The organism is Caproicibacterium sp. BJN0003 (assembly GCF_026314295.1).
Lineage (GTDB): Bacteria > Bacillota > Clostridia > Oscillospirales > Acutalibacteraceae > Caproicibacterium.
The window spans coordinates 1,607,500-1,620,126 of record NZ_CP111108.1; the positions used below are offsets into that span (position 1 = coordinate 1,607,500).

Sequence of the window (12,627 nt, forward strand, 5' to 3'; positions counted from 1 at the left end):
CAAATCAAGAACGTTTTTGGCTGACAGTTTCTTCCTTTTTTAAAGAATCTTTTGATAAACAATTCACCTTTTTCTGTAGATGTCCCATCTGTGCCTGCATGCGGCAGATTTCCTGTTCGATTGGATCAGTGATATTTACCTGATCCAAATTAGTAGGCCGCACTCCGGAAATTCTCACAATTCGTGCGGGAACACCTACCGCCGTAGCATTGTCCGGGACTTCACTTAAAACAACAGCACCGGCAGCAATCCTAGCATTATCACCGATTTTCATCGGACCAAGCACTTTTGCGCCGGAACCTACCAGCACATTATTCCCTAAAGTCGGATGGCGTTTGCCCTTATCTTTTCCAGTACCGCCCAACGTGACTCCCTGATAAAGCGTGCAATCATCTCCAATTTCGGTAGTTTCGCCGATTACAACCCCCATCCCATGGTCAATAAACAACCCTTTGCCAATTTTAGCACCTGGATGAATCTCGATTCCAGTTTTATGCCTAGCGCGCTGAGAAAGCCACCTTGCCAAAAATGGGTGTCCATGTTCCAAAAGCCAATGTGCCTTTCGATAAGAGCGGACTGCCTTAAAGCCGGAATACAAAAAGAAAACTTCCAAACGATTCCTAGCTGCCGGGTCTCTCTCCATAATTGAATCTAAATCTTCCTTTAATTGCCGAAACATTAGGAATTAAGCCTCCTATTCTAAAAAAACGCCTCCGTCGCACCAATCACTTGATGCAACGGAGGCGGCAAATTTTCGTCGCGGTTCCACTCCGATTTTTCTCTTTTGAGGAAACTAACGGTTCCCGACCGTGCAGGGATTTCCCCCTGCCTGCTCCCAGATGCATTTCATGTTTTTTAAGCCAAAGAAGCTTTCAGCCGATGACTTCTTCTCTCTGATGCGTAAAAGAAACATTACTTCTTCTGTTCTCAGCATTTTGTGGATAGTCTTATTATATGCAATTTGAAGGCAAAAGTAAACCCCTAACTTTTATTCCAAATACCACCGACGCAATGCCTGCTGTTCTTCGCGAGAAATAAAAAGTGCTTGTTCCAGATAACTTTCAACTGTTCCGTACCCTTTTTCGATAGAAGTCAGAACGACTTTTCCCCATTCTTTCTTAACCTGTAACAGCATTCGAATCTGCTCGGCCAATTTTTCGGAGGCTCCGTTTTGAGCTGCATGCTGCGCCGTTTGATCGGCACGATCCTTTACAAAAAAGTTTGTAAGAAGGTAATCCTGCAGAATTGTTTCACGATCGACCCCCAACACGCTTAAAAGCAAAATGGCACCAATTCCCGTACGATCTTTTCCTCCCGTACAATGCCACAAAAATGGGCCACCCTGCTGCTGCAGCAAAATTTCAAAAAAGCGGTGATATCCTTTTTGGCAAACTTCATTTTCTACCATTTCGCAATAAATGCCTTTCATCTGGGTCTCTACATCGCCTAAATTTTCGACCTCTTCCATCAATCCCTGAATGCCATTTTTCGGAGTTGCAAAAAATCTCTCAAAGCTTCCAATTTTATCACCCGATTTATTTTTTGTCTCAAGGCCAGCCTCTGCCCATGCTTCCGGCAAAATCGGCACATGGATCGACTGAAAGCCAGGTTCATCCGGATCTGGTGCCTTTGTAACTTCTGGTGTACCGCGCAGATCCACTGCCACAGAGACTCCATACAATTTAAAAAGGCACTTTTTATCCTCTTCGGTTGCTGAAAAAAGCTTGCCCGTGCGCAAAAGCCTTCCGAATTTTACCGTATGTCCATCCATGGTCTGATATCCGCCTAGATCTCTCGCATTAAAAATGCCCTGAAGCTTTAATGCATGGCTAAAATCCGCTTTTGGCCCCGGATGCAAAATTCCGCATGCTCCTTTTTGTATATCCATTCTATCATTCCTTTCGTTCTCCCTCAGTTTTTTTGATTCTTAAAAAAGAAAGGCATTCCAATTACTCGGAAAGCCTCATTATTTTTATTATTTTGTCTCGCTGACAATCTTCCAGTTTTCTTTGAGATAAATCCCACCGGAAAGAAGGGTGAAAAAGCAACAGACTCCTACAAGAAAGTTCCCGATCATGTTAAGGCTCAAAACGGTCCCAGCACTTAACTGCTGAAACTGTGCCACCGACTGAAAAACCAAAATCACAAGAACTGCAATGATCTGGCTGATGGTTTTAAGCTTTCCCCATTTATTCGCAGCGATTACCTTTCCGCCTTCCACCGCAACCAAGCGCACACCGGTCACCATAAATTCACGAGCAATAATCAGGACTACAAACCAAACACTGCAAAGATCCAAACGGACAAAGCATACAAGCGCTGTCACAATCAACACTTTATCCGCCAAAGGATCCATGAATTTTCCGAAGGTTGTAATTAAGCCCTGTTTTCTGGCAATCATACCATCCAAATGATCGGTATAAGAAGCCACCATAAAAATCAGGCATGCCCCAAAATAGTGGAACGGAATTTCCGGTATCATTAAAAAGACTACAAAAATCGGTACCATGGCCATTCTTGCCACTGTTAGCTTATTCGGAAGTGTCATTCATTTCCTCCTTCAGAGAGTACCCCGATTAAATCGCAGTCAACACAATCTGTCACTTTAACTTTTACAAAATCTCCAGCATTCGGATTGCTTTCACCTGGCACCTCAAACCATACTCTGCCGTCAATTTCCGGCGCGTCTGACTGTGTCCGACCAAAAAACGCCTTTTCCTCCTGATCATATCCTTCACAAAGGACCAAGAGTTGCTCTCCAATTTTACTTTCGCCCAACTCCTGCATACGATTCATTTGCGCTTCCATCAAGATTTCCTGCCGGCGCATCTTTTCGTCTTCTTCAATTTGCCCGGAAAGCGCCGCTGCTTCAGTCCCCTCTTCCTGAGAATAAGCAAAGCAACCCATCCGTTCAAACTGAATTTCTTTTGAAAAACTGCAAAGTTCTTCAAAATCTCCTTCTGTTTCACCAGGAAAACCCACAATAAAGGTGGTTCGAAGCGTAATCCCAGGCACTTTTTCCCGTATCCTAAAAATCATCTTCGTGAGCTTTTCCCGATCTCCATAACGGTGCATCGCACGCAGGACTGAGCCACTGCAATGCTGAAGCGGAAGGTCCAGATATTTAACAATCTTTTTTTCCTCCCGAATTGTATCGAGGAGTTCATCTGTGAGGTTGTCCGGATAGCAGTAAAGAACCCTCAACCAACGGAGTCCGTCAATTTCACAGAGGCGGCGCATCAATTGAGGCAGAAGCAGCTTTCCTTCAAGGTCGATCCCATAACGAGTCGTATCCTGTGCGATCAAAATGAGCTCTTTCACGCCGCTCTTTACCAATTCACGTGCTTCTTCTTCAATACTTTCCATAGGACGGCTGCGGTATCTGCCGCGAATCATGGGAATTGCGCAGTAAGAACAGCGATTATCACAGCCCTCCGCAATTTTCAGGTACGCATAGTAACCAGGTGTTGTCAGACGTCTGACCCCGCAAAGCGGCAGCTCTGTCTTTTCTGGAAAAAGAGAAGTCTTCTCTCCTAAAAGGACTTTTCTGCAGACTGCATCAATTTGTCCATCTGCGCCGATTCCGCAGACCGCATCACATTCCGGAAGTTCCTGCAAAATTTCTTTCTGATACCGCTCTGCAAGACAGCCGGTCACAACGATTGCCCGTACCTTTCCGGCTTTTTTAGCCTGTGCCAATTCCAGAATCTCGTTGATGCTTTCCTGCTTTGCATCTTTGATAAAGCCGCAGGTATTGACAACTGCAACATCACAGCAAGCTGCATTCTCCCGTATCTCCCAACCGGCTTTTGCAAGGGATGCCAGCATAATTTCCCCATCAATCCGGTTCTTATCACAGCCCAGATTCACCATTCCTATGGAATTCGCCATCGATTTCCTCCTCATTAACCGCCTCCCGCAGCGCTGTGCGGATTTCATCGGTCTCATATCCCATTCGCTGCAGCGCAGCATATGCTCTGCGGTGAATTTTCTCATCATTCAAATTTTGATATCGTTTTTGTAAAATTTTTGCAATCTGTTCATTAGGATCCGGCGTATTTTCTTCCAGAATCATTTCAATCAGTTCCTGACTGATTCCTTTTCGGGAAAGCTCAAGCATCACTCTTCGTCTGGCATATCCTTTGCGAAAGAGTTCTTTTGCATAGCGGATTCCAAAATCCCGGTCATCCAAAAGACCCAGCTCTTCCATATGATCAACAGCTTTTTGAGCCGCATCCCGATCCACCGTTCTCGCAATCTTATCGGCCAATTCTTTTTTAGAATGACTGCGATGTTCCAAAAGGTAAAGTGCTTTTTCATTAGCTTGATGTTCTTTTCCCGTTTCGATCAGTGCATGCAGTTCTTCATCAGAAATTTCCTGTCCCAATCTCCAACCGGATCTCAAAAGTGTTTCGGTATCAATGTTCAATGCAAATTCCCCATCAAAAAACAGTGCGGTCTTTCGATGTCGACGCGGCTCCATCGCTGTCAGTTCCAATCGTACGAAACCTCTTTCCAATGAAAAAGTTTAAGCTCTTAGTCAGCTTCAATATCAATATTGGTTGGCTTTCCACGAGAAGCTGTCTTTTTCTCGTTGTTTTGGGTCTCATCCTTCTCAGCAGCGGGGGTAACTTCAACCGGATGTGCGGCTGACGCTCTTACCGGCACTGTTCGAGCATAAAGCTGATCTGCATGTTCCCGAATCTGCTTCTCAATATCTGCCGCAAATTCCGGATTGTCGAGAAAATATTTCTTTACATTATCGCGTCCTTGACCAAGGCGCTGATCCTGATAAGAAAACCAGGAGCCGCTCTTATGGATAATATCCAGTTTTACGGCAAGGTCGACCAGTTCTCCCTCTTTGGAAATGCCTTGTCCATACATAACATCGAATTCAGCCTGACGAAATGGCGGTGCAATCTTATTCTTTACCACTTTTGCACGAGTGCGGGAACCAACCTGTTCCGTACCATTTTTCAGTGTCTCAATCTTGCGGATATCGATTCGTACGGAAGAATAAAACTTCAGAGCACGACCACCGGGAGTGACCTCTGGATTTCCGTAAACAACGCCAACTTTTTCGCGCAGCTGGTTAATAAAAATCGCTACACAGTTTGATTTGCTGATTGCTCCTGCAAGCTTTCTCAAAGCCTGGCTCATCAAGCGCGCCTGCAGTCCAACGTGGCTGTCGCCCATTTCGCCTTCGATCTCAGCGCGTGGCACCAATGCAGCCACAGAGTCTACGACAATCACATCGATTGCACCGGAACGTACCAAGGCCTCTGTAATCTCCAATGCCTGTTCGCCGGTATCCGGCTGCGAAACCAAAAGGCTGTCGACATCGACTCCCAAAGCCGCCGCATAAATCGGATCAAGTGCATGTTCTACATCAATAAATGCTGCATTGCCGCCGGCCTTTTGTCCCTCTGCAATACAATGTAAGGCTAAGGTTGTCTTACCGGAGCTTTCAGGTCCATAGATCTCCACAATTCTGCCACGGGGAAGTCCGCCGATTCCCAATGCTAAATCCAGCGAAAGGGAACCGGTCGGAATTGCCTCTACATGCATCGCTTCATTTTGGCCCAGACGCATAACAGCTCCTTTGCCAAACTGTTTTTCAATCTGTGCCAACGCAGTTTGCAGTGCAGTATTTTTATCCGTTGCCATATATAATCATTCTCCTTTTCACAAGTCCGCAATGGGAACTCTTCCTCATATTTTATCTTTTTAAGTATACTTGAAAAGAGATTAAAAATCAACATTTCGAACAAATATTCGTAACTTATTTACAAATTTGGAACAATTCCAACCACAACTCTAGGAAGTTCATTAAAGTCCTGTAGAAGGTGTAGATTCTGCAGACTGGATTTTTGAAAAAGGTTCAGAACAGCTTGTCCTTCTTCTTCGCCGATTTCAACAGCAACCACTCCATTTGGTGCAACCTGCGGCACCCAAATGCTGCATAACGCGCGATAGAAAAGCAAGCCGTCTTCTCCGCCATCCAACGCGGTACGGGGCTCTTGCTGCACTTCCGGCTGAAGGCCTGCAATTTCCGCAGAACGGACATAAGGAGGATTACATAAAAGTCCGTTCAGGATTCCTACTCTTTTGGCATCTTCTTTTGAAAAAAGGTCCATCTGACAGGCTTCCACCTGATAGTTGGGATACCTTTTTGTATTCTGTAAAAGGTAAGAAAATGCTTTCGGGAATTTTTCTCCGCAAAGGACTTTGAGATCCGAGCGCAAAGAGGCAAGTCCCAACCCTACAGCTCCAGTTCCGGCACAAAGGTCCAGCACACGTCCATTTTGAGGAATCCGTTCTGCAGCAGCACGCACAAGTTCTTCGGTTTCCTCCCGAGGGCAAAGAACACCTTCTCCAACTTTCAGTCTGAGATCTAAGAACTCCCATTCTCCCAAAAGATATTGCAGCGGCCGCCCAGCGGCACGAGACTGTGCCGCCGAAAGCAGTGCTTTGACCCCATCGGGGTCTGCGGCCGCTTCGCCGGAAATCAGCAGCTGCTCTCTAGAAAGCCCCAGGAATTTTTCACAAAGGCAGGCGGCATCAAAAGCCGGGCTGTCTTTTCCTGCCTTTTCTAAAATTGATTTTGCTTTTCGATATGCTTCCCGGTTCGTCATCTTACTTCCACCATATCTTCACCGTTTCCAGGAATGACTGCTTTCATCGCCGTGATAGCGACTTCAATCATCGAGTCATCCGGCTCTTTTGTCGTAATGCGCTGCATCCAAAGGCCCGGTGCCGCTACGATTCTGGTAAAGAGATTATCATAAAATCCGCAGAGACGAATCAATTCAAAGCCAAGTCCCATTACAAGCGGAATGCACAGCAATTTTACGAATGTCCGCAAAAATGGATTGGTAAACGGAATAAAGAAACCGATTATAATTCCCACCAAAATCATCAGCACCATAAAACTGGTACCGCAGCGCGGGTGAAACCTTTTTTGTTTTCTCACATTTTCTACGGTTAATGGCAATCCATGCTCATAGCAAAAAATAGTTTTATGTTCTGCCCCGTGGTAACGAAACATCCGATGAATGTCACTTTGGTGACTGCATAAAATCAGATAAATTAAAAAGATCAGAATTCGAAAGATCCCTTCAACGAGACTTCTCCATGGAGCGATTCCTTCTCCTGCCCCTTTTTGAAAGAGATTAAAAAGGACCGAAGGCAGAAGGATAAAAAGCACAACTGCCAAAACAAATCCTAAAATCATGCCAATCGTCATGATCAAATTGCTCGTTTTCTCTCCAAAATGAGATTCGAGCCAATGATCAAATTTACTTTCCTCTTCCGTATTCGTCATACCGGATTTATCTGCGGCCATATTGAGCGCCTGAAAGCTCATGGACATACTCTCGATAAAAGACGCAACTCCTCTTAAAATTGGTGCTTTTAAAATTGGATATTTTTGCCGCAGCGGCTGATAGTGCAACTCTTCGCTGTCAATGATTCCATCAGGTGTACGTACTGAGACTTCAATTCTCTTGGGGCCGCGCATCAAGATTCCTTCGATCAAAGCTTCCCCTCCAATCGAAGTATAGCATTTTGCTTTTTTATTCATTTAGGAAAGATTCCTTTCTTCTTCCACATGGCGTTCCAACTTCTGAAGCGTTGGAATCGTAATGGTTACGGCAGTCCCCTGCCCCTCCTGTGATTCGATCTCCAAACTGCCGGAATGCAGGCGCATAATCTCATCAGCAAGGGCAAGCCCTATGCCGCTCCCGCGGACAGTCTGATTTGCTTTATAAAATTTCTTTTTAACATTCGGCAAATCTTTTTTTGGAATTCCACAGCCATTATCGCTGATAATTACCTGAATAAATCCATCGGTTTCGGTGGCAGAAATATTCACCGTTCCACCCTCCGATGTATATTTAAGTGCATTGTCAATTACATTGACAAACACTTGTCGCAGACGGTTAATATCTCCGAGAACAGGGCTAAGCATTTCCGGTTCTTCATACAGCAAAAATTTATGTTCATTTTTTGCACGTTCACTAAACATATAAACGGCTTCGCCAAGCTCTGCCAAAATATCGATTTTATCCATCACAAGAGTCATTCTACCGGACTGCATTCTGGAGAAGTCGAGCAATTCCTCTACCATTCCAGAAAGGCGTTCCGATTCATGAATGATAACATCCATGCCCTTATTGAATGATTCTTGATCAAGGCCACCGCTCTGAAGTGTCTCTGCCCATCCCTGAATAGCCGTCAGAGGTGTTCTCAATTCGTGAGAAACGGAAGAAATAAAATCGTTTTTGAGCCGTTCCGAAGTTCCCAGTTCCTGCGCCATATCGTTGATGGTTTCACAAAGCTGCCCTAACTCATCTTCCTCATGAGGAGCAGTAATTCTGGCTTTAAAATCACCTTGTGCAATTCTTTTTGCCGTAGCGCTGATTTCCCGAATCGGTTCCAAAATCGACTGCATAAAATACGAACTGGAAATGACTACAAAGCAGATAATTACAAGTCCAATTAAGATTAGAATACAGACCATTAAAAAGACTTGTCGGTCCGCATTTTCCAAAGATACCACATAACGAATCGCGCCCACCGTATTCCCATCATCATTATGCATAACACGGGTAACCGCCAAAATCTTTTCTCCGCTAGAAAGGGAACCCGTCCAGGTACCGTAACCGTTGGGATCACTTAGTGCCGAATCATAATCCGGCATTGGCTGTTTTTGATCCGGCGCAAATCCAACACTCGTAATAATGATCTTTCCGTTAGAATTAAGGACCATCAATTCCATATTCTCTTTTTCGGGAAAATTCTCTACATATTTACGTGCAGCTGTACTGAACTCTTCTGCAGAGCGTCTGCCATAATCAGCAAATACATTGGTTAATTCTCCGCTGCGTCCATCAAGCGTCGTTTGAATGCTGTTATAGATATAACTGCGCACTCCCACCGACAAGATAATAATAAACGCCACAAAGATCAATACAATGATGCCTAAGCTGTTCAGAATCCATCTGCGCGCAATTCCGTTCGCATTATTGCTGAAAGCGTTTTTCTTCTTCACTGAGCGCATCTCTTTCTCGAATCAAATCTTTTAGGCTTCCCATTTATATCCTAAGCCCCAGACCGTTATAATATGTTTCGGATTACTCGGTTCATCTTCCACCTTCATACGAAGACGCCGAATATTTACATCGACAATTTTTTCCTCTCCATAATAAGCTTCTCCCCAGACATGCTTCAAAATCTCAGAACGATCCAATGCTTCCTGCGGATGGCTGAAAAAGAACTCCATAATCTGAAATTCTACCTGTGTCAGCTCAATCGGGCGCTGTCCTTTTAACAAGGTACGGCTGCGCAGGTTGAGTGCAAATTCTCCGGAATGCAGCTCTTCCTTGAAATTTTCTTCCGTCCGATTTTTGGCCAATGCCACTCTGCGATAAATTGCATCCACTCTAGCAACCAGTTCACTAGGAGAAAATGGCTTTGTCACATAATCGTCTGCTCCCATCATTAATCCACTGACCTTATCCATCTCCTGCGTACGCGCAGTAAGAAGAATAATGCCAATCGTCCCATTTGATTTGCGCAGCTCTTTGCAGACAGAAAGCCCATCATGATCCCCCGGCATCATAATATCCAGAACTGCGACATCAAAATTTCCGTCATTTTGCTGGTAAACTTCCAGTGCCTGGTCTCCATTTTCAGCTTCCCACACCTCATATCCGGCGCGTTTGAGATTAATGACAACAAACTCGCGGATTGCCTGTTCATCTTCGGCTACCAAAATTCTTTTCATACTAATTCCTCCAATATCGTCTCTCCGTTCTCAACCGCCATTGTCCAAAAGCTTCATTCGTCCCAGAGCTTCTGAAACAGAAATTCGCAGAGATGACTGTGTTTGCGGACAAGTAACTGCCAATACCAGATCTCCATTTTTTTCGAATTGGGTATATCCTTGCGTCCCATTCTGATTGTCCCAATCCGCCTGTGAAAAAGCCCGAATCGTTAAAAGTGCATCTCCCCGAGAATCTTCCTTCTGCCGATCTAATTCGTAAAAAGTGAGACTTCTGTCATAGGTTCTCTCTGTCGTTACATTTTTACTCCATGAATCCGGTAGAGAAAAAGAATACCCATCGCTCGAGTTTCGAACCATCAGCTGTGCCTGCGTAAAAATCCCTTTAGAGCTATCATATTTCTGCCAGGAAATCAAATTGCCTACATCGTCAGAACTCTGTCCCACATAGGCGGGCAGCAAACTGACAAATGGAACCTCCGGCAAACCATCCCCATCGACATCCTGACTGGAAACGGTGACGCTGCGCAATGCCGAGTTTTTCATCGTATTTGTCTCGTAAAGCGGAGCCATCAAAGCCTGATCCTTTGCATCCCAGTAAAGGATCTCGGTGATCATATTATTACTCATGGTCCCGTCCAAAATGACACCTTTTTGTCCTGCACTGATATCTCCGGTAATCACATTCGTAATTGCAGAAACACTGGAATCCAACTTTATACTATCCATCATCTGCATTGCACCATCTTTTAGCCGAAACAGAGAAGCAACAATTGGCTGATGCGGATTCATTGAAATGGTCATCAGTTCATCAATACCATCCCCATCAAAATCCTGAACAATCAGTTCATTATAAGTTTGGCTCAATTTTTCTTCTGTGATCTTTCCGCTTTTTCCAGAATAAACGGTTAAATTACTTAGGCCCGCCGTACTGTCGCCCCAGCCGACAATGGCCTCGTCTATTCCATCGCCATCCAAATCGCCAAAGCACACACGATCCACATGAGAAGCTGCATTCTGAAACTTTCCGGCCAATTCCCATTTTCCGTCTTTCTCTGTCATAAAGAGCAGATTCGTTCCGGAAATGGCCTTGCTTCCATCATTTGTATCGGAAGGAGTTTTATAAAAAGCCATTGCTTCTTCGCTGCCATCCCCCAAAATATTATGAAGCAAAATGGCAGATCGATAATCGCCCGCTCCAGGATAGCTCAAGGTAACATTGGAGCCTGCCTCTTGCGTCAAAAGGTCATGAATCTGTGCCCGTTCTCCTGTTGGGCGCGGCGGTGTCATCAGATTCTGAGGGTCCAACGCCGGAAAGGAACAGCCGGAAAGTAAAAAGCAAAGGGAAACGGCTAAAATAGCAATTCTTTTTTTCATACTCCGATCTCCCTTCATTCAAATTGTCCTTAAAATTATACCATGATTTTCGCGATATGGAAAGATACAAAACACCGATAAAATTCAAAAAAAGGCCGGGCTAAATTGCCCGGTCCTTTTAAAACCAATTTAGATTAAATATAATTTCCAGGATCCACCGCAGAACCATTTTTATAAACGGTAAAATGCAGATGCGGTCCGGTACTGCTGCCGCTTGTCCCAAGGGCTCCGATTACTTGTCCCTGAGAAACACTTTGTCCAACACTAACCGAAACAGACTTCATATGACCATACAAAGTGGAAAGCCCATTCCCGTGATCGATAATGACGTAGTTTCCATATCCGCCGCCATCCGTACAGCCATAGTATCCGTCTCCAAAACCGGAGGAAACATAAGCTACCGTGCCACTTGCCGCCGCTACAATGCTGGTCCCATAGACACCAGAATCAGAAAGATCATAGCCGTTATGGAAAGCACCCCAGCGATATTCAAATCCAGTCGTAATTGTATGAGCAGAGGGTGCCGGCCAAATTAGGCCACTGCTGGAAGAATTCCCCTGATTCCCGGAAGTATTGTTGTTATTATCAGAGCCTTGAGCTGAATCACCGGATCCGTTTTGATATGTATTGTCGTTATTCGTCTGAGATTTGGTTTGTTGCTGTGCATAATAATTTGCCATCCAGCTATCAATCGCTGCCGCTGCTTCTGCCTCTTTCTGAGCTAACTGTGCATTTTGATCTTCCAGAGAGGAGGCAGAAGAACTAATCTGCTGAATTGCTTCCCCTGTTTCATTCGAAAGCTGCGTTAGTTCTTGCTGACGCTGATCCAAAGCCGTTTTCGCATTCGTCGCTTCCTGCTTGTCCGATTCGACGGTCTGTTTTGCGGCTTCAACATCTGAAAGTTCTCCTTTTAGCCGATCAATCAAATCCGTGTCGTGCTTTGTAACCATCTGCAGTGCTTCGATCTTATCTGAAAGGTCATTAAGGCTCTGCGAAGAAAGCAAAATTTCCATATTGCTGGCTTCTCCGGAAACATAAAGTGCATAAAGGCGCTCTTTTAAAAGAGAAATATCTCCGTTGACCGCCGTCTGCTTATCTGAGATCTCAGCCTCTTTGTCTTTAATCTGCTTGTCTAACGCATCAATTTGAGCAATACTGGTAGAAATCTGATCTTCTACAATACGTTTCTGATCAAGTAATGTCTGCTGGTATGCTTCTTTTTGACTCTGATCTTCTTTTAAAGAGGCAATTTTCGAATCATTATCTGCTTTTTGGGCAGCATATGTTTGCTGTTGTTGACGCAAAGCATCCAGATCTGTTGTATCACCGGTATCCTCTGCAAAAGCTGTCAAGCAAGGGGTAAACGCCATAGTCGACGCAATTAGAAAGGCAATGATCGTCCGCATTGGGCGATGCTGATTTTGATTCATTGCAAAAAGACCTCTCTTTCATTTAAACTGATGATT

At 44.7% G+C, this 12,627-nt stretch carries 12 protein-coding genes and 1 other annotated feature; all 12 genes read right to left on the reverse strand.

Annotation, left to right across the window (positions count from 1 at the left end; all coding sequences use genetic code 11):
- Positions 1–4: 4 nt before the first annotated feature.
- Complete coding sequence (gene epsC / locus OP489_RS07905) at positions 5–679, reverse strand: serine O-acetyltransferase EpsC (protein WP_266161422.1); 675 nt, start codon at positions 677–679, stop codon at positions 5–7.
- A gap of 57 nt (positions 680–736) precedes the next feature.
- Positions 737–938 (reverse strand) — a binding site (T-box leader).
- 50 nt (positions 939–988) lie between these two features.
- Entirely contained in the window at positions 989–1,888 is a 900-nt protein-coding gene (locus OP489_RS07910; RefSeq protein WP_266161423.1) for a tyrosine-protein phosphatase, read from the reverse strand.
- Between the two features lie 87 nt (positions 1,889–1,975).
- Positions 1,976–2,548, reverse strand: a complete 573-nt coding sequence (gene pgsA / locus OP489_RS07915) for a CDP-diacylglycerol--glycerol-3-phosphate 3-phosphatidyltransferase (protein WP_266161424.1) — start codon at positions 2,546–2,548, stop codon at positions 1,976–1,978.
- A complete protein-coding gene (rimO, locus tag OP489_RS07920) occupies positions 2,545–3,891 on the reverse strand; it encodes a 30S ribosomal protein S12 methylthiotransferase RimO (protein WP_266161425.1) in 1,347 nt (448 codons plus the stop codon). Before rimO ends, pgsA begins: the two co-directional genes overlap by 4 nt.
- Positions 3,854–4,498 carry a regulatory protein RecX gene (locus OP489_RS07925; protein WP_266161426.1) on the reverse strand — a complete coding sequence of 215 codons (645 nt, stop codon included), beginning with the start codon at positions 4,496–4,498 and terminating at the stop codon, positions 3,854–3,856. Before OP489_RS07925 ends, rimO begins: the two co-directional genes overlap by 38 nt.
- Before the next feature lie 38 nt (positions 4,499–4,536).
- On the reverse strand, positions 4,537–5,667 hold the full coding sequence (gene recA, locus OP489_RS07930) for a recombinase RecA (RefSeq protein ID WP_266161427.1): 1,131 nt from the start codon (positions 5,665–5,667) through the stop codon (positions 4,537–4,539).
- Between the two features lie 119 nt (positions 5,668–5,786).
- Positions 5,787–6,635, reverse strand: a complete 849-nt coding sequence (gene prmC, locus OP489_RS07935; protein WP_266161428.1) for a peptide chain release factor N(5)-glutamine methyltransferase — start codon at positions 6,633–6,635, stop codon at positions 5,787–5,789.
- A complete protein-coding gene (locus OP489_RS07940; RefSeq protein ID WP_266161429.1) occupies positions 6,632–7,582 on the reverse strand; it encodes a DUF1385 domain-containing protein in 951 nt (316 codons plus the stop codon). The genes prmC and OP489_RS07940 overlap by 4 nt, the downstream gene beginning before the upstream one ends.
- Entirely contained in the window at positions 7,583–9,052 is a 1,470-nt protein-coding gene (locus OP489_RS07945) for a sensor histidine kinase (protein ID WP_266161430.1), read from the reverse strand. It lies immediately after the preceding gene.
- Positions 9,053–9,082: 30 nt separating this feature from the next.
- Complete coding sequence (locus tag OP489_RS07950) at positions 9,083–9,787, reverse strand: response regulator transcription factor (RefSeq protein ID WP_266161431.1); 705 nt, start codon at positions 9,785–9,787, stop codon at positions 9,083–9,085.
- Between the two features lie 30 nt (positions 9,788–9,817).
- Positions 9,818–11,161, reverse strand: a complete 1,344-nt coding sequence (locus OP489_RS07955; protein WP_266161432.1) for a hypothetical protein — start codon at positions 11,159–11,161, stop codon at positions 9,818–9,820.
- 134 nt (positions 11,162–11,295) lie between these two features.
- Entirely contained in the window at positions 11,296–12,591 is a 1,296-nt protein-coding gene (locus OP489_RS07960; protein ID WP_266161434.1) for a murein hydrolase activator EnvC family protein, read from the reverse strand.
- Positions 12,592–12,627 lie beyond the last annotated feature (36 nt).